This is a genomic window from Shewanella algicola, from assembly GCF_014648035.1.
GTDB lineage: Bacteria > Pseudomonadota > Gammaproteobacteria > Enterobacterales > Shewanellaceae > Shewanella > Shewanella algicola.
In genome coordinates, this window is sequence record NZ_BMQI01000010.1 from 55,448 (window position 1) to 73,227 (window position 17,780).

The following is a 17,780-nucleotide window of genomic DNA, read 5'->3' on the forward strand; positions in this document are numbered from 1 at the left end:
TTCAGTTGATGGAATTAAAAGATAAGGTTGTCGTCATTACTGGCGGAGCAGGTGGTTTAGGTCTGGCTATGGCACATGATTTAGCTGCCCAAGGTGCTAAATTGGCACTTATCGATGTTGACCAAACCAAGCTTGAACAAGCTTGTGCTGATTTAGGGGCGACAACTGAAGTACAAGGTTATGCGCTAGACATTACCGACGAAGAAGATGTGGTGGCGGGCTTTCAGTATATCGTTGAAGACTTTGGTCAGGTGAATGTGCTTATCAATAACGCGGGCATTTTACGTGACGGCTTAATGGTTAAGGCTAAAGATGGCGTTGTTACCGACCGTATGTCGTATCAGCAGTTTCAATCGGTTATCAATGTTAACTTAACCGGCAGCTTTTTATGTGGCCGTGAAGCCGCCGCCGCGATGATAGAAACCCAGCAAAATGGCGTAATTATTAATATTTCCAGCATTGCTAAATGCGGCAATATGGGCCAATCAAATTATTCAGCATCTAAAGCGGGTGTTGCAGCAATGTCGGTAGGTTGGGCGAAGGAATTAGCCCGTTACAATATCCGTAGCGCCGCAGTGGCTCCGGGTGTTATCGCCACTGAAATGACCGCAGCCATGAAGCCTGAGGCATTAGAGCGTTTAGAGAAAATGGTCCCAGTAGGGCGCTTAGGTCAACCTGAAGAAATCGCATCAACGGTTCGTTTTATCATTGAAAATGATTATGTAAACGGGCGCGTATTTGAAATTGACGGCGGGATTCGCTTATAGAACACTGCTAGTCAGTTTGTTATGATGCTGTCACGCCGAGCAATACAATGTGTATTCGCTCGGCGTGACTTTTTTATTTTTAGGGATTGATCATGTGGCTAAATTAGAACTTATATTAAAAAAAATCATGCTTACCGTGGGGATCCTAGGCGTTGTGATTATTTATGGCGGTTTTTTGTATCTGCTGTTTTCAGGGCGATCAACTGCAGCCCTGCCGTGGTTCTTACTGATTTCTCCGTGGATTTGTGTGTATTTTGGCTTGAGCCACGTACAGCAAGTGGCGGTGATTAGCTGGTTTGCGAGTAAATTCAGCTTTAGAAAGTCATCTAAATAATGCACTCTCAGTAAGGTTAACTTATGGCTTCTGCCACGCCACTATCACGCATCGCATTGACATTTTACACCTTAGTCGCCTTAATCGCGTTTGCAGCTAACTCTGTATTTAGCCGCCTTGCGTTGTCAAATGAACAGGCAGTGCCTCTCATTGACCCAAGCAGTTTTACCGCCATCAGATTAGCATCTGGTGCATTGATGTTGGCTTTGTTGATGGTACTGACATCGGCAAAAAAGCGATCAACACAAGATCTTGCAACAGAAAACCGAGCAACAAAACATACATTGCCAACACAAGCTCATGGCAGTTATTTAGCCGCGGCATTATTGTTTGTTTATGCCATTGGGTTTTCGTATGCGTATGTACTGCTCGACACCGCGACCGGAGCATTAGTATTATTTGCCGCGGTGCAAATTAGCATGATGTTTATCAGTTATTTAAAAGGTCACCGACTTAATGTGCTTGAGATAGTTGGCGCGCTAGTGGCTTTTGCAGGTTTTGGCTATTTAGTGTGGCCAAGTCTCAGCCTTGGCAGTGAAACATTATCAATAACCGGCTTAGTGCTTATGGCGATTAGTGGTTGCGCCTGGGGCGGCTATACCTTGTTAGGTAAGGGCACTGCTAACCCCTTATTTGCCACAGGTTACAATTTTATTCGCACTTTACCCTTAGTGTTGTTAATGCTTGCCAGCGTATGGTTGTTATCGATGTTAATGCCTGTCGACCCAATGCAATCAGAATCAGCAGGGCTAGCATTTCACTTAAGCACTCAAGGGATTGTACTGGCGATACTGTCTGGCGCGCTGGCCTCAGGTGTGGGCTATGCGTTATGGTATCAAGCACTTAGAGGGCTCAGTGCTAATCATGCCGCAGTATTACAACTGTCTGTGCCGGTAATAGCAGCCGTTGGCGGCGTTATCTTTGTTGGCGAGCAAATCAGTGTCCATCTTATTATTTGCACCAGTATTGTTCTGTTTGGTATTGCGCTTGTCATCTTAGCCAAAACAAAACATAAACTTTAACGAGAATTAACGATAAAAGAGGTTTCATGACAGATTCAACTGTATACCCCATCGGCACACCGGGACAAAAATGGACCGACGCCGAAAAAGCGCAATGGCTTGCCCAAGTGACGATTAAGCGCTCATATCAAGAAGAAGTAGTGAGCAAATTAACGCCGCTCGCAAGCCAGTTTGACCAAGTGCAGTATGGCGCATTATCTTTTGACGCTGACAAGTATCCGTTATTTGGCTTTAAGTCGCACAACTGGGACAGCAACAAAAAGACCATTTTAGTAACCGGTGGCGTACACGGTTACGAAACCAGTGGTGTCCATGGTGCAATTCAATTTTTAGCCACTAAAGCCAAACATTACAGCCAGTATTTTAATATTGCCGTGGCGCCGTGTGTCAGCCCGTGGGGTTATGAAACCATTAACCGTTGGAACCCAAAAGCAATAGACCCAAACCGCTCATTTTATGCCAATAGCCCAGCTGAAGAGTCGGCGGCATTAATGGCGTTTGTGGCCACATTAGGTGAGGTGTATGCCCACATCGATTTGCATGAAACCACCGACACAGACGAGCTAGAGTTTAGACCTCTGTTATCTGCCCGTGATGGCGTTGAATACGATAAAGGCGTTATTCCTGACGGATTTTATTTGGTTGGCGACAGTGATAATCCAACCCCTGAGTTTCAAAAAGCCATTATCGATTCGGTGGCCAAAGTGACTCATATTGCACCAGATGATGACGGTCAATTAATTGAAGTACCGATTGAACAATTTGGGGTGATTAATTACCCGGTTAAAAAGCTCAGCCTGTGCGCAGGGATCACCGTGAATCATTTCAATACCACCACAGAAGTGTATCCAGACAGCCCACATGTCACGATTCAGCAATGTAACGATGCACAAGTGGCTGCCATTACGGGTGGCTTAGATTACATTGTGGATTATTTAAAGACTTAACAAAGTCGTTAAATTGTAAATGCTTTGCTGTTGCGGTTTTTCATTGCATCAACAGCAAAGCATTATGATTGGGTTTAGGTTGATAAATAGACCAAAAATCCTTACAATGTCGCGCTTTATATCTACCCCTTCGGCGATGCCGTATATCAGTTTAAATCTCACTATTATTTGCTTGGCATTTGGTTAAGAGCTGACATGAGTCATACAGATGTCAACTCGCACCATTAAGCTATAATGTGATACCGGTTTAAACACACAACACGATTTGGAATTTCATTTTGATTACAACAGCTAACATCACAATGCAGTTTGGCGCTAAGCCACTGTTTGAAAATATCTCTGTCAAATTTGGTGGCGGTAATCGCTACGGTTTAATTGGCGCGAATGGTTGTGGTAAATCCACCTTTATGAAAATCCTTGCCGGTGATTTAGAGCCTTCAAGCGGTAACGTATCATTAGACGTCAACGAGCGCATGGGTAAACTAAACCAGGACCAGTTTGCATACGAAGCCTTTTCAGTCGTAGACACTGTGATCATGGGCCACCGCGAATTGTGGAAAGTAAAGCAAGAACGTGACCGCATTTATTCATTGCCAGAAATGAGCGAAGAAGACGGCATTAAAGTGGCCGAGCTTGAAATGGAATTTGCTGAAATGGACGGTTACACCGCTGAATCTCGCGCGGGTGACTTACTATTAGGTGTCGGTATTGCTACCGAGCAGCACTTTGGTTTAATGAGCGAAATCGCCCCAGGTTTTAAATTACGAGTCTTGCTAGCGCAAGCGCTGTTTTCTGACCCAGATTTATTGCTACTAGACGAACCAACCAACAACTTGGACATCGACACTATTCGTTGGTTACAAGATATGTTGAACCAACGTAACAGCACCATGATCATCATCTCGCATGACCGTTATTTCTTAAACTCAGTGTGTACTCATATGGCTGACTTAGATTACGGTGAGCTGCGCGTATTCCCAGGTAACTACGACGAATACATGATGGCAGCACAACAGTCACGTGAACGTTTAATGAGCGACAACGCCAAGAAAAAGGCCCAAATAGCGGAGCTGCAAACCTTCGTTGCACGTTTCTCGGCTAACGCATCTAAAGCGAAACAAGCGACATCGCGTGCAAAACAGATTGATAAAATTAAGCTTGATGATATTAAAGCCTCTAGCCGTGTTAACCCGTTTATTCGTTTCGAACAAGAAAAGAAATTGTTCCGTAACGCATTAGTTGTTGAAAACCTAGCAAAAGGTTACGACACACCTTTGTTCAGCAAATTTGACCTGATGGTTGAAGTGGGCGAGCGCATTGCGATTTTAGGTCAAAACGGTGTGGGTAAAACCACCCTTTTACGTACCCTAGTGCATGACATCCCACAAGATGAAGGTACGATCCACTGGTCTGAAAACAACAACATTGGTTACTACGCACAGGATCACGAAGCAGACTTTGCTAACGACATGACTTTATTCGAGTGGATGAGCCAATGGCGTAAAGAAAACGATGACGACCAAACAGTTCGAGGTATTTTAGGCCGAATGTTGTTTGGTTCAGACGACATTAAAAAATCAGTAACAGTGTTATCTGGTGGTGAAAAAGGCCGTATGTATTTCGGTAAACTTATCATGCAAAAGCCAAATATTTTATTGCTCGATGAACCGACCAACCACATGGACATGGAATCGATTGAATCATTAAACAACGCCCTAGAAATGTACGAAGGCACGTTAATGTTTGTTTCCCATGACCGTGCATTTGTATCGTCACTTGCGACACGTATTCTTGAAGTCACGCCACAAGGCATTAATGACTTTAAAGGCACTTACGATGAGTTCCTTGCGAGTAAAGGTATTGAAGGTTAAGTTAATTCGCTTTCAACCAAGTTAATAAAAAAAGCCCTGAACATATGTTCGGGGCTTTTTGTTTTTATATTATTGATTTCGCAATATACTCAAGCCATTAAATGATTACAGGCAGGCAAATTTATGAGCATTACCCTCGAACAAGCTTCAACCACCTTGAATGAACTCAAATGTCGTACTAATTTTAATATTAAGAATGTCACCGAATACATGTTGCCAGAGCTCAAAGAACCCGTGTATTTGCATGTAGAGGGAAAAGTGCCATTATTGATTATCCGTCCAGCATTTGAAGTTTTCTCAAGTGAGTTAGCTACCATTGACGGCGTGCACGCCAAATACGACTATTACCACAATGCACAAATGACACGGTTTCCGACAAGGCAATACAAAGGCTTAAACGAAACCCACTACGGCCTCGCATTCCGTTTTGATAATGCAGAAGCAGTCAAATTATTCATTAAGCGATTGGTTGAAATCGTCAAAGGATAATCCACGATTTATTAGGAGCCCTTCACGCCATGACAGAACAATTTAATATCAATCAGTTTAATTGTTCCATTAGCGGTAAAGGGCAAAGCCTAGTATGGGCCCACGGTTTATGTGGTTGCATGCAAAGTGAAGATGCCATTGGTGTGTACGCATGGCATCGATTTCCTAAAAAACTCCAACTTATTCGTTACGATGCCATAGGTCATGGTTTATCAACCCAAGGTGAGTCGGTTGATGACTACCTTTGGCCAAACCTAGCTAAAGATATGTTGCGGGTCGCTGAACATTATCGCGCGACTACACCGCTTATTTTAGGTGGCCAATCAATGGGCTGTGCCACCAGTTTATTTGCTGTATTAGCACAACCAGAAAACGTAAAAGGACTGGTGTTAATGACACCACCAGTAGCATGGCAAGCCAGGGCCGCAAAAGTGGATTATTACCATAAAATAGCCAAAGCAGCGCGGATATTAGGCGGTAAAGGTCTTGCGCAAATGAACGCTAAACATTTAGATAAAATGCTCCCAAGTTGGATCATCGATGCCCACAAACATAGCGTATTAGGCATGCTGGACGGTTTGAAATCGATGAAACGTCAAACCTTAAATCAATTGTTTACTGCTGCAGCATTAAACGACTTACCCACTAAGCAACAGCTTTCCACGATACAAGTACCAACATTAATTTTGGCCTGGCAAGGCGATGAAGCCCATCCCATCGACAGTGCCATTAGCTTAAACAAATCGCTGCCTAATGCCACATTACACATTGCTAACTCAATGGACGATGTTAATGATTGGCCAGCATTAATCAGTGATTTTTGCATTGCTGTCGATCACTAGCGTGGATTACACCGTTTATGCCTCATAGTAGGTAGTCGTTTTGGTATTAAATTAATGCCAGCTAATTTAGTTGTGAGCTATGTTTGAGTTTCATTTGTTTGTCATACAAAAATAAATCAGATCAGTTAACCTGAGCCGTACTATGGTTGGGTATACACAACAAAGGAATCTCTATGAATTGGCAATGGATAAGTAACCTTAAAATATCGCGTAAGCTTGCTTTACTTGTATTGCCAGCGCTACTCACCAGTATTTTATTTAGTGGGTTGTATGTCAGTAATGAATACCGTACCCAGCAACAACTGCAGTTAGTTATCAACTTATCAAATGTCGCCATCATTAATAGTGCGCTGGTGCATGAGCTGCAAAAAGAGCGTGGCATGAGCGCTGGTTTCATTGGTTCAAAAGGGCGATCATTTAAAGACGATTTACCAAAGCAGCGAAACCAAACCGACAACCAAATCATGCGTTTTAAACAATTTGCTCAACAAGATGACTTTCCCATCCAACTTCAGTCCACTTACGACCAAGTCGCATCATCATTAATCCAATTAAAGACGATGCGTGATAAGGTCAATAATCTCGTTGTTTCAGTACCTGAGCAAGTTGGTTATTACACCCAAATGAACACGCTTTTATTGTCGATGGTCGATGAAGCTGCCAGTCAAAGCCTGGACAGCGAACTGTCGATGCGCCTCAAAGCATTTGCAGCTTATTTACAGTTAAAAGAACGAGCAGGTATTGAACGAGCTGTATTAAGTACTACTTTCGGCCACAGCGAGTTTGCTCCAGGCTTATATCGCAAATTTGTCACCTTAGTCGCAGAGCAACAAACTTATGCAGAGCGGTTTATCGCGGCAGCCTATGTCGGTAATATCAATGCATATAAACAAGCACTGCAAAGTAGCGCCATGGCAGACGTACAAGCCTTACGTGAAGTCGCATTTGCACAAGATTCTTCAGCCATGCTGGCTCAAAATCCAGAAGAGTGGTTTAAAATATCTACCGCGCGTATCGCAGTGCTGACTCAACTCGAAAAACAATTTGGTGATGATTTAACGCAGCTTAGCCACGAAAAATTGGCCAATGCGACCCAACAGATGTACTACACCGCGTTACTATTACTGCTCGCATTAGTGTTTGTGATTTTAATGAGCCTGAGCGTGTCGGGTTATTTACACCGTAGTTTAAGCGTATTGCACAAGCAAATGCTTCATGCCGGCACCCAATTTGATTTAACCACCCGTTTACCCCAGCAGTCGGAAGACGAATTTGGTCAAATTTCAATAGCGTTTAATCAAATGATGGCCGAGTTTGAAGAGATCATTAGCCAAGTGCGTGTTAATGCAGTTAATTTAGTTAATGCTGTTGAGCAAATGAATGGTTATTCGCGCTCAATGCAAAGTGATGTGCTTCAAGGTTCATCAGAGGCCGAGCAAGTTGCCTCGGCAATGACAGAAATGAGTGCCACCGTGCATGAAATTGCCGCCAATGCCGTACAAGCATCAGATGCCTCAGCTAAAGCGAACTTAGAAGCCCAAAATGGTGAAGTTGGCGTTAATAAAACCAGCGATGCCATTCAAATCCTGGCGCATGAGATTGCAGATGCCGCAGATGCAATTGGGCGTTTAGATGCTGATGTGCAAAGTATTGTGACCATTCTTGATGTGATCAGCTCCATTGCAGAACAAACTAATTTGTTGGCCCTAAATGCTGCAATTGAAGCTGCAAGGGCTGGTGAGCAAGGTCGCGGCTTTGCCGTAGTTGCCGATGAAGTGCGTACTTTAGCGCAACGCTCACAATCCTCTACCGAAGACATCAAAAATATGACTGAACGTTTACAATCGGGCGCTGCAGTCGCCGTTAACGCAATGAAACGTGGGCAACAACAAGCGCAAGTCAGTGTTGATGAGTCTAAGCATGCCGGTAATGAGCTTAAATTAATTGCAAATCATGTTAGCGTGATTGACAGCATGAACGAGCAAATTGCCGCCTCGACCCATGAACAGTCAGCCGTGGCAGAAGAAGTTAATCGCAATGCGATGAAAATTACAGAAATTTACCACCACACCCAACAAATATCACAACAACTTGCAGAGCTTAACGACAGCCTACTCAACGACGCCAGCAATATGTCACAGCAAGTGAGTAAGTTTACCTTATCAAAAGAATAGAAAGCTAAATCTACAGCAACACCTGGAGCCTACGACTCGTCGTTCCGGCAATGCTGTTAAGCCGGAATCCAGGTGTTGTTTTTTAGGGTTTTAGGCCCTAGGTTCTAGGAACTCGCAAGCTCGCCAGAGAGCGGACTTCGTCCTTCTAGAATCTAATAAACACCTGGCTCCTCAATACTGGAGCCTCAATACTGGATCCTCAATAAAAGCATTCGAGGATGACGGCATAGAGCAACATCAAACACCGTCAACTACCACGTCATTTGCTTGTTCATATTCAAACACCGCCCACTACTCCGTCGTTCCGGCAATGCTGTTGAGCCGGAATCCAGGTGTTGTTTTTTAGGGTTTTAGGCCCTAGGTTCTAGGAACTCGCAAGCTCGCCAGAGAGCGGACTTCGTCCTTCTAGAATCTAATAAACACCTGGCTCCTCAATACTGGATCCTCAATACTGGATCCTCAATAAAAGCATTCGAGGATGACGGCATAGAGCAACATCAAACACCGTCAACTACCACGTCATTTGCTTGTTCATATTCAAACACTGCCCACTACTCCGTCGTTCCGGCAATGCTGTTGAGCCGGAATCCAGGTGTTGTTTTTTAGGGTTTTAGGCCCTAGGTTCTAGGAACTCGCAAGCTCGCCAGAGAGCGGACTTCGTCCTTCTAGAATCTAAGAAACACCTGGATCCTCAATAAAAGCATTCGAGGATGACGTACTAGAACCTAGAACCTAGAACCTAGAACCTAGAACCTAGAACCTAACCCCTTGAGTCTGTAAGCGAAGCGTTCGGTAAACCGTTATCAGTCTACGCTTTAGTACAATGCTGCAATAATTTAATAAAAAACTCACTGCCTTTGCGTTCAGCAAAAGCAATATTGCGTTCAGGGATTGATTCGGGGTCATTGTAGTTTGCCAGGGCAACTTCCATGCTGGCTTCGCGAATGATGTGCAGGGTTGGGTAGGGCGCTCGATTAGTAAAATTGGCTACACTGTCTTGTGCTTCTCCATCAAAACAATAGTCTGGATGAAACGTCGCAAGTTGGTACACGCCTTCATAATCCTGCTGTGCTAATAAATCAGTAGCATCATCGACTAAATCCAAATACGCATAAAATCCTTCGAAACCGCGCGGTAAAATAAATAATGTGGTTTCTGTTTCTGGGTGATTGTCTAGGTAGTCACATTCTGCAATTAAAGCCTTCATAACGGCTTTTATTTTAGTGTGTTCAATGGCCACATAGCGAATACTGGCGCGCTCCACTTCTCTGCGAGCAAATGGGCAAATATTGTATTTCATGATGACATCAACAACCCAACGTTCGGTGTGGGCTATGCATTCATGTTGTTCCATAGAAAACCTTAACTGAGTTACTGTGGTGTTGCCGGTAGCATCATCGGGATAATTGACGCGACTAACAGCAGCGCCATCGACACATTAAAAATACGCTGCTGGCGCTCATTTTTTAATAAACGTTTTAATGCAACGCCAAAACTAAGCCACACGATTGCACAGGGAAACGCCACACATAAAAACACACTAGCAATCGTAATCACCTGGCTATTGAGTTCATGTTGTACTGAGGTGAAAGTGGCAATCGCACCCACGGCCATGATCCAGCCTTTTGGGTTAACCCATTGAAAGGCCGCCGCTTGTATAAAGCTAAAGGGTTTACTGACTTGTTTTCCCTCCATTTTGCTGCTGCTATTGGCAATGAGCCACGACAAATAGAGCAAGTAAGTCATACCAACTATTTTGATGACAGTATGAATAATCGGATACGCTTGAAATATAGCGCTTAAGCCTAACCCCACGGCTAAAATCATGGTGGGGAAACCTAAACTAATCCCTAATAAATGCGGAATACTGCGCTTAATGCCAAAGTTTACCCCAGATGTCATCAGCATAATATTGTTAGGCCCAGGAGTAATGCCGGCTGAAAACGCAAATAATGCTATCGCAAATACCAATTCCATATTGTTATCTTTTTGCCAAGGTAGGATTAAAATTTGTTGGCATTCTATCGATTAATGTTACGACAATCTAATAAAAAAGTAATTGCGGTTTAAGATTGAGATTAAACATTGTGATATCTCATTTTACGGGGTAGCTTAACCTTATCAATAATATGGTTTTTGGCGTATTTAAAATAGGACTCTCCCATGATAAATAGCTTAAGCAAGATGATTGTTATGGTTAGCATTGTGTTGCTAACGGCATGTACAACCAATGATATTACGCCGCCAGCTTCGCAACGTATAACCATGGTGACGAGCGGTGATTTATCGGTGTTATCCAAAACTTACGCGTGGCACGAAAGTCTGTTTGTTGTGCATACCGCCAATAAAATGGATGAAGAAGCGTTACGTAAACAGTTAGTCAAATCAGTGAATAAAGTCATGGCTGATAAAGGCTATCAATTGGTGTCTATTAACGACTCCCCGTACATGACGGTAGGTTTTGGTATGGCTTTAGCCACTGAAATGAGCGATAACGACATTTTAGCGAAGGTTGGTCTTGTACCAGGCCTTGCCACTAAAGATGCTAATGCACAGCAGCATAAAGGCTCGGTATTAGTGGCTTTTTTCAATCCTAATATTCAATCTCCCTTTTGGCGAGTATTAGCACAAGGATTTACTGAGCCTGAGCAAACCATTGAAGAACGAGAGGCGCGGTTTGATAACTTGATAAACATGATGCTAAACGATGTGCCTGCGATGTAAAACGTAAACCCAAAAAAGACGCTAACTGCGTCTTTTTTGGCGAACAAATGAATCAGCTATCAAGAAAGATTAGCCGTGTTGGACTTCTACTTCATACGAACCAAATTTACGGATGTTAATCACGCCAGTATCAAAAATTAAATATTGGCCTTTAATACCTTGTAAGGTCCCTGTGACCTCTAGCACTTTATCAAAATTATGCGATTTTACCTTGGTTGGAAACTCAGTAATCGGATAACTAATGGCCTGAATGTTGGCATCAAGGCGTTCAATTTCAATGTCTTGATGTTCACTTGCTAATGTTTGCAGTTTGTCTTCAATCAGCGGGATAAGTTTTGCCGCCTGCTCGACCAAATCGATATCATCATTGTGACCTTTTAACATGGCTTGCCAGTGCGTTTTGTCATTGATGAATTTGGCTAACTCGATTTCAATTAACCCTGACATTTTACGGGTCGATACTTTAAATATCGGTAAACCCTGAGTGGCACCCTGGTCAATCCAGCGGGTAGGGATTTGGCTGTGACGGGTAATGCCTACCTTTATCCCAGAGGTATTAGACAAATAAACATAGTGAGGCACAAAGCAATTCGACATGGCCCATTCTGGTTCACGGCAGGTACCTTGATCAAAGTGGCAGGTTTCTGGTTTCATGATGCACATGTCGCAGCTGGCTAACTTTGTCATACACACATAACAATGGCCTTGCGAATAACTCTTTTTGGTTTTTTTGCCGCAGCTGCTGCAAAAAATATTACCCGTGTGAGTCATGGTGAGGGTTTTACCGATTAATGGGTTTAGCGCTAAGCGCTCCTCACCCACAGGTAAATGATACTCCACCTCATGGTTGTCATTGAGGTGGGTTTTCAGTTTTGATAGCGTTCCAAACATGGTTAATCCATTTTATCGTCTTTATTTGTGGGCAGTTTAGCAGATGATGAAAATGGAATTTAGCCTTAATTTATCCAACATGGTTTATGTGCTGTTTATCTGTTAACTTTTTAAGTTGACTAGTTCAATTTATCTAACACTACGTCATCGCCCATTTCATACAATGAGGTGGCAATCATGTCTTCTTGTGCTAGATCGGTAAGGCCTAATTCCATTGTGGCTCTAAATAAATCAATACCAGTATGACTTGCAGTTTCAAACTGACTACTAAATTGCTCAATATTGATGCCTAATGCATTCATTTTGTTAGAGATATGCAACACAATCCCTGGGCGGTCATAAGCAACCAGGTTATAGCGTAATTGTTTAACAGGCTTTGCACTTAAACTGGTTTTAGAAAAGGTCAGCGTTAAGCCATCAATGCACTCTAACGCATCGACCAGTTCATCCCAATTTAATGCTGGGACTTCTAACTGTAATATTGCGGCAAAAACACCGTCAATATGACGCATTTCAGAATCTAACCAGTTACCATTATGACGACTAATAACATTGGCTACTTGTTCTACTAATCCTTTTCTATCAGGTGCTTGCAAAGTGATAAGGTAACGCATCATACGATATTTCTCCTATAAGTATTAGCTGTAACACAACTGTCATCTTTACGTCATATAATCGCAGCCACTTAAGATTGCGTTGTTGTTTACGGTAATGTGAATATTTATTGAATAAAGCTACTGTTGAGCCATAGTTTAGTCATACATAGTTTAGTCATAAATATTTATTGTTAACACAGTAAACTACACAATCAAAGCGCTAATTATGGCATCGATTAATTATTAGAGGTTCTTAATGGAAAGTCAGGTCAATCAACCTGGTTCTGCTGGAAAAAGTTTACTCGTTAGTAGACAAGCATCGCGCAGAGCATTTAAGGATAAAGCAGCTGAGTATGGAATAACAATTGGCGGCACCATGGTGTTTGTCGCCTTGTTATTGATTTTTTTCTACTTGCTGTATGTCATCAAACCCATTTTTGATGGGGCACATATAGAACCCGTTACCAGCATAAGTTATCAAAATGCTGATGCAAAAACCTTAATGGTCGGTGCCGACGAACAAAATGAAATTTTGTATCGTGTTACTGCGCTAGGCACGGTTGATTTTTATTCATCAGCAACGGGGCAATTGATTTCATCATTTACGCCGAAATTGCCAGAGGGGACAACCGTCACTAGCAGTGCTAAATCTAGCCCAAATGAACAACGTTTCGCTCTAGGGTTAAGTAATGGCCAGGTGATTGTTGTCGGTGTTGATTTTGCGGTGTCTTATCCTGATAACCAACGTCTCATTACGCCTAAACTTAACTATCCTATTGGTGATGAGGCGTTAACCATCAATCAAGATGGTGCAGTGTACAACATGGTGTTTGACTACAGCGGTAGTCGCATGAGTTTCGCCTATCAAGATGCCAATGGTGCTTGGAAGTTAAATCGCCAAGAAGGCGAAGAAAACATGATGACCGAAGAAGTTGAATGGACGGTTTCGGAAGTGTTCATTGAAGAAGCCCCTAAAGAAGTGGTTTCGGTATTAATGACCCCAGACCACCGCCAATTGATTTTAAGCACCACTCATCGCTTATTTGTATACAACACCCGTGATGCCGATGCGGTTGAACTACTACAAGTACTAGATGTAAAAAAAGGCAACGCCAAAATTAAGCAAGTTGATTTATTGGCGGGTGCAAGCTCAATTATGATCAGTTACGACAGTGGCGTAATTAGTCAATACTTCCAAGTAAACGGTGAGAAGGGCCGTTTATACGAGCTTATCCGTGAGTTTGACGATGTTGCGCCAGTAAGTTCAATGGCCACAGAGTTTTACCGTAAAAGTTTTGCGGTATTAAGTTCAGAAGGTGAGTTAACACTTCTTTATACTACCAGTCAGCGTAATTTGTTTGACGAAAAGTTTGACCTGAAAAAACCAGGTTTAATGGCCTTTAGCCCGCGCTCAAATGCATTAATCATTGAAGCTGACAACAAACTGAATTTACTTTCAGTGCAAAACGATCACCCCGAAGTATCGTGGAGCGCCCTGTGGCAAAAAGTGTGGTATGAAGGCTATCCCGAGCCTAAGTATGTGTGGCAGTCAACGTCAGGTTCAGATGACTTTGAAGCGAAGTTAAGCTTAATGCCATTAGCATTTGGTACCATGAAAGCGGCTTTTTACGCCATGTTATTTGCCGTGCCATTAGCCATTTCGGGTGCTATTTACACCGCTTATTTCATGACACCTAAAGTGCGTAATGTGGTTAAACCGACCATTGAAATTATGGAAGCATTGCCAACGGTTATTTTGGGTTTCTTAGCCGGTTTATGGTTAGCACCATTAATTGAAGATCACTTGCCCGGCATTGTGGTGTTATTGATGTTATTGCCAATATCAATATTAACCACAGCATTTGCCTGGAGCAAAATGCCAGAAACCTGGAAGCACCGCTTACCAGAAACCTATCAAGAACTGATGTTACTGCCAGTCATTATCTTTGTCGGTTGGTTCTCGTTCACCATTAGCCCAGTGATTGAAGTGGCACTGTTTGACGGTAATACACGTCAATTTATCACCAATGATTTAGGCATCACCTTCGACCAACGTAACGCGTTTGTGGTCGGTATTGCGATGGGCTTTGCGGTTATTCCAACCATCTTCTCTATTGCCGAAGATGCGATTTTCTCGGTACCACGTCATTTATCAAACGGTAGTTTGGCATTAGGTGCCACCAACTGGCAAACCCTCACACGCGTCGTGTTATTAACCGCAAGCCCCGGTATCTTCTCAGCCATTATGATGGGTCTTGGTCGCGCTGTTGGCGAAACCATGATTGTATTAATGGCTACGGGTAACACTGCAATCCTTGAGTGGAGTGTGTTTGAAGGCATGCGTACCCTGGCGGCTAACATTGCCGTTGAGATGCCAGAGTCGGCCATTGGTAGTTCGCATTATCGTGTGCTGTTCTTAGCGGCCTTTGTTTTGTTTGTATTCACCTTCTTCTTTAACACCATTGCGGAAGTGGTACGTCAGCGTTTACGCGAACGTTACAGCTCACTGTAAGGAAAGATGATGACTCAATATTTGATTAATTCGCCAATCGCCTTGAGAGGTTTGTGCAATGGGTAAGTGGTTTAAATCAGGTTCACCGTGGATTTGGATGACCGGTGGTGCCGTAAGTATCAGTTTAATTGCCGTACTTGGCTTATTACTGTTAATCGCGTGGCGTGGTCTTAGCTACTTTTGGCCAGCAGATGTTTATGAGTGGCAGCTTGAAGATAATCAAGGTGTTAAAAGCACATTAATCGGGGAAATTTATGACCGCGAAGAAGTGCCAACTGAGCGCTTATTGTCTGCAGGACACACATTTACACAAGACCCTGGTGAATTTGTCACACGTTATCTTGTTAAAACCGGTAACCGTGAGTTTGTTAGTTTAGATTTTCGTTGGATTCTCGCTACCGATATTGTTAGCCGAACTCAACCGGCTGACATCGCAAAACTAGAGCGGACTAAAAACGGTAATTTTTACGGTTACCCAATCGCAGTGATTGAAGACGGAAAGCGTTTAGAATTAACCAATGAAGCAGATATTGAAACGTCACTGATTAGCCATATTGAGCGTGCGGTTGAAATTTCAGAACAAGCGGTTGATTTGCAAAAATCTGACATTGGTGCAATTAACTATCAAATCGAACGTTTGCGCTTAAAGCAACGCAGCTATGAGCTTGATGGGGAGTTAACCGATGCACGTAAAGCCGATATCAAAGCGCAAATCGATCAACTAAATAAAGACTATTTAGTTCTTGAGAAAGACTTGTTTGCACTGCGTGACAAAGCTGCCCGCGACTCGGTAGTGATACGCGACATGCGTGGTCAAGAAGTGGTCCTCAAGTTAGACTCTATTTTAGATGTGGGTTATGTGAACCACATGAGCATCTTACAAAAAGTCGGTCACTGGTTTGTCGGAATTGGTCGTTTTATTAATGACGACCCGCGTGAAGCCAATACTGAGGGTGGGGTATTCCCAGCCATCTTTGGTACCGTGTTTATGGTGATGTTAATGGCCGTTATTGTGACACCATTTGGTGTGGTAGCCGCTATCTACTTACATGAATATGCTAAAAAAGGCCCAATTACTAAGATGATCCGTATCGCGGTGATTAACTTAGCGGGTGTACCGTCTATTGTTTACGGTGTGTTTGGTTTAGGTTTCTTTGTTTACATGATGGGTGGTTCTATTGACCAATTGTTCTTCCCTGAAGCATTGCCCGCACCAACATTTGGTTCGCCTGGTGTTATTTGGTCGGCATTAACCTTGGCTATCCTCACGTTGCCGGTTGTCATCGTGTCAACCGAAGAAGGCCTTAGCCGTATCCCTAGCGCAGTGCGCCAGGGTAGCCTGGCGTTAGGTGCAACCAAAGCCGAAACCTTATGGCGTATTGTTATCCCAATGGCAAGTCCAGCCATTATGACAGGTTTGATTTTAGCGGTTGCACGTGCGGCAGGTGAAGTCGCCCCGCTAATGTTAGTGGGTGTGGTAAAACTTGCCCCCACATTACCGATAGATATGAACTTCCCGTTTGTGCATTTAGAACGTAAGTTCATGCACTTAGGTTTCCATATTTACGATGTAGGCTTCCAGAGCCCTAACGTTGAAGCCGCTCGCCCATTGGTGTACGCAACATCGTTCTTATTAGTATCAGTAATTGTTGCACTTAACTTAACCGCAATCAGCGTGCGCAACCATTTACGTGAAAAATTCCGTTCGCTAGAACACTAATTAGCGATATCCTGAAGGAAAGAAAAAAATGATTTCTATTGATAGTTCAACAATGCAAACAGAAACAGTTGATTTAGTTAACTTACCCGCGCAGGATACCGCACTTGAGATCCGTAACCTTGATTTACGTTATGGTGACAAACAAGCGTTATTTGATGTGTCGATGAAGATCCCTAAAAAACAGGTCACTGCTTTTATTGGTCCAAGTGGTTGCGGTAAATCAACCTTGCTACGTTGTATCAACCGCATGAATGATTTGGTTGATAGCTGTAAAATTGAAGGTGAAATTTTACTTCATGGACAAAACATTTATGACAAGAAAGTGGATGTAGCATCACTGCGTCGTAACGTGGGGATGGTGTTCCAGCGTCCTAACCCGTTTCCAAAGTCAATTTACGAAAACGTGGTGTATGGCTTGCGTTTACAAGGTTTAAACAACCGCCGCGAACTAGATGAAGCTGCAGAACGCTCTTTACGCGGCGCCGCAATTTGGGACGAAGTCAAAGACCGTTTACACGACAATGCATTTGGTTTATCGGGTGGTCAACAACAACGTTTAGTGATTGCGCGCGCTATTGCCATTGAGCCAGAAGTATTATTATTAGATGAACCCACATCGGCTTTGGATCCTATTTCAACTTTAACCATTGAAGAATTGATCACCGAACTTAAACAGCAGTACACCGTGGTGATTGTGACGCACAACATGCAACAGGCTGCACGTGTATCAGATCAAACAGCCTTTATGTATATGGGTGAACTGGTAGAGTACGCCAATACCAACACGATTTTTACTACCCCTAAAAAGCGTAAAACAGAAGATTATATCACCGGTCGTTACGGTTAATTTTGTGAATAACGTTTTTGATTAACTTTTTGAATTAGGTGGGT

The 17,780-nt window shown here is 43.1% G+C and carries 16 protein-coding genes; 12 read left to right on the forward strand and 4 right to left on the reverse strand.

Annotation, left to right across the window (positions count from 1 at the left end; translation table 11 throughout):
- Positions 1-8: 8 nt before the first annotated feature.
- The 8 genes from IEY42_RS06145 (at position 9) to IEY42_RS06180 (ending at position 8,446) form a co-directional block, all read left to right on the forward strand.
- The gene (locus IEY42_RS06145; RefSeq protein WP_188924431.1) at positions 9-767 is read left to right on the forward strand and encodes an SDR family oxidoreductase; all 759 of its coding nucleotides are present in this window, start codon (positions 9-11) and stop codon (positions 765-767) included.
- A gap of 127 nt (positions 768-894) precedes the next feature.
- Positions 895-1,101, forward strand: coding sequence for a hypothetical protein (locus IEY42_RS06150; protein ID WP_188924470.1), 207 nt, complete (start codon positions 895-897; stop codon positions 1,099-1,101).
- Positions 1,102-1,124: 23 nt separating this feature from the next.
- Positions 1,125-2,123, forward strand: a complete 999-nt coding sequence (locus IEY42_RS06155) for a DMT family transporter (protein WP_188924432.1) — start codon at positions 1,125-1,127, stop codon at positions 2,121-2,123.
- A gap of 26 nt (positions 2,124-2,149) precedes the next feature.
- Positions 2,150-3,070 (forward strand): M14 family metallopeptidase, encoded by a 921-nt coding sequence (locus IEY42_RS06160; protein WP_188924433.1) that lies wholly within the window; start codon positions 2,150-2,152, stop codon positions 3,068-3,070.
- A 278-nt stretch (positions 3,071-3,348) separates the two neighbouring features.
- Positions 3,349-4,941, forward strand: coding sequence for an ABC-F family ATPase (locus tag IEY42_RS06165; RefSeq protein ID WP_188924434.1), 1,593 nt, complete (start codon positions 3,349-3,351; stop codon positions 4,939-4,941).
- Positions 4,942-5,064: 123 nt separating this feature from the next.
- Positions 5,065-5,430 carry a hypothetical protein gene (locus IEY42_RS06170; protein WP_188924435.1) on the forward strand — a complete coding sequence of 122 codons (366 nt, stop codon included), beginning with the start codon at positions 5,065-5,067 and terminating at the stop codon, positions 5,428-5,430.
- Positions 5,431-5,459: 29 nt separating this feature from the next.
- Positions 5,460-6,272, forward strand: coding sequence for an alpha/beta fold hydrolase (locus tag IEY42_RS06175; protein WP_188924436.1), 813 nt, complete (start codon positions 5,460-5,462; stop codon positions 6,270-6,272).
- 173 nt (positions 6,273-6,445) lie between these two features.
- Positions 6,446-8,446 (forward strand): methyl-accepting chemotaxis protein, encoded by a 2,001-nt coding sequence (locus IEY42_RS06180; RefSeq protein WP_188924437.1) that lies wholly within the window; start codon positions 6,446-6,448, stop codon positions 8,444-8,446.
- Between the two features lie 808 nt (positions 8,447-9,254).
- Here the strand turns inward: IEY42_RS06180 and IEY42_RS06185 are convergent.
- Together IEY42_RS06185 and IEY42_RS06190 are read right to left on the reverse strand one after the other, a co-directional pair.
- Positions 9,255-9,800 (reverse strand): DUF1415 domain-containing protein, encoded by a 546-nt coding sequence (locus tag IEY42_RS06185; protein WP_188924438.1) that lies wholly within the window; start codon positions 9,798-9,800, stop codon positions 9,255-9,257.
- A gap of 17 nt (positions 9,801-9,817) precedes the next feature.
- Positions 9,818-10,423, reverse strand: coding sequence for a LysE family translocator (locus IEY42_RS06190; RefSeq protein WP_188924439.1), 606 nt, complete (start codon positions 10,421-10,423; stop codon positions 9,818-9,820).
- A gap of 186 nt (positions 10,424-10,609) precedes the next feature.
- On the opposite strand from IEY42_RS06190, the gene IEY42_RS06195 reads away from it, so the two are divergent.
- Positions 10,610-11,170: a DUF4136 domain-containing protein gene (locus tag IEY42_RS06195; protein ID WP_188924440.1), complete on the forward strand. Its 561-nt coding sequence runs from the start codon at positions 10,610-10,612 to the stop codon at positions 11,168-11,170.
- A gap of 69 nt (positions 11,171-11,239) precedes the next feature.
- Here the strand turns inward: IEY42_RS06195 and IEY42_RS06200 are convergent, their stop codons facing one another.
- Positions 11,240-12,061: a DUF2797 domain-containing protein gene (locus tag IEY42_RS06200; RefSeq protein ID WP_188924441.1), complete on the reverse strand. Its 822-nt coding sequence runs from the start codon at positions 12,059-12,061 to the stop codon at positions 11,240-11,242.
- A gap of 119 nt (positions 12,062-12,180) precedes the next feature.
- Positions 12,181-12,678, reverse strand: a complete 498-nt coding sequence (locus IEY42_RS06205; RefSeq protein WP_188924442.1) for a glycine cleavage system transcriptional repressor — start codon at positions 12,676-12,678, stop codon at positions 12,181-12,183.
- A 235-nt stretch (positions 12,679-12,913) separates the two neighbouring features.
- Between IEY42_RS06205 and IEY42_RS06210 the strand changes: the two genes are divergently transcribed.
- From IEY42_RS06210 to pstB, 3 genes are read left to right on the forward strand one after another with little or no spacing between them, the layout of a single operon-like run.
- Positions 12,914-15,169 carry an ABC transporter permease subunit gene (locus IEY42_RS06210; RefSeq protein ID WP_188924443.1) on the forward strand — a complete coding sequence of 752 codons (2,256 nt, stop codon included), beginning with the start codon at positions 12,914-12,916 and terminating at the stop codon, positions 15,167-15,169.
- A 58-nt stretch (positions 15,170-15,227) separates the two neighbouring features.
- Positions 15,228-16,889, forward strand: coding sequence for a phosphate ABC transporter permease PstA (pstA, locus tag IEY42_RS06215; RefSeq protein ID WP_188924444.1), 1,662 nt, complete (start codon positions 15,228-15,230; stop codon positions 16,887-16,889).
- A gap of 28 nt (positions 16,890-16,917) precedes the next feature.
- Positions 16,918-17,736: a phosphate ABC transporter ATP-binding protein PstB gene (pstB, locus tag IEY42_RS06220; protein ID WP_188924445.1), complete on the forward strand. Its 819-nt coding sequence runs from the start codon at positions 16,918-16,920 to the stop codon at positions 17,734-17,736.
- The last annotated feature ends 44 nt before the right edge of the window (positions 17,737-17,780 follow it).

Bases quoted from the DNA above. Each gene is read 5' to 3' on its own strand.
- IEY42_RS06185 (WP_188924438.1), bottom strand. From the start codon at position 9,800: ATGGAACAACATGAATGCATAGCCCACACCGAACGTTGGGTTGTTGAT.
- IEY42_RS06145 (WP_188924431.1), top strand. From the start codon at position 9: ATGGAATTAAAAGATAAGGTTGTCGTCATTACTGGCGGAGCAGGTGGT.
- IEY42_RS06160 (WP_188924433.1), top strand. From the start codon at position 2,150: ATGACAGATTCAACTGTATACCCCATCGGCACACCGGGACAAAAATGG.
- pstA (WP_188924444.1), top strand. From the start codon at position 15,228: ATGGGTAAGTGGTTTAAATCAGGTTCACCGTGGATTTGGATGACCGGT.
- IEY42_RS06205 (WP_188924442.1), bottom strand. From the start codon at position 12,678: ATGATGCGTTACCTTATCACTTTGCAAGCACCTGATAGAAAAGGATTA.
- IEY42_RS06195 (WP_188924440.1), top strand. From the start codon at position 10,610: ATGATAAATAGCTTAAGCAAGATGATTGTTATGGTTAGCATTGTGTTG.
- IEY42_RS06190 (WP_188924439.1), bottom strand. From the start codon at position 10,423: ATGGAATTGGTATTTGCGATAGCATTATTTGCGTTTTCAGCCGGCATT.
- pstB (WP_188924445.1), top strand. From the start codon at position 16,918: ATGATTTCTATTGATAGTTCAACAATGCAAACAGAAACAGTTGATTTA.
- IEY42_RS06155 (WP_188924432.1), top strand. From the start codon at position 1,125: ATGGCTTCTGCCACGCCACTATCACGCATCGCATTGACATTTTACACC.
- IEY42_RS06150 (WP_188924470.1), top strand. From the start codon at position 895: ATGCTTACCGTGGGGATCCTAGGCGTTGTGATTATTTATGGCGGTTTT.
- IEY42_RS06175 (WP_188924436.1), top strand. From the start codon at position 5,460: ATGACAGAACAATTTAATATCAATCAGTTTAATTGTTCCATTAGCGGT.
- IEY42_RS06170 (WP_188924435.1), top strand. From the start codon at position 5,065: ATGAGCATTACCCTCGAACAAGCTTCAACCACCTTGAATGAACTCAAA.
- IEY42_RS06200 (WP_188924441.1), bottom strand. From the start codon at position 12,061: ATGTTTGGAACGCTATCAAAACTGAAAACCCACCTCAATGACAACCAT.
- IEY42_RS06180 (WP_188924437.1), top strand. From the start codon at position 6,446: ATGAATTGGCAATGGATAAGTAACCTTAAAATATCGCGTAAGCTTGCT.
- IEY42_RS06210 (WP_188924443.1), top strand. From the start codon at position 12,914: ATGGAAAGTCAGGTCAATCAACCTGGTTCTGCTGGAAAAAGTTTACTC.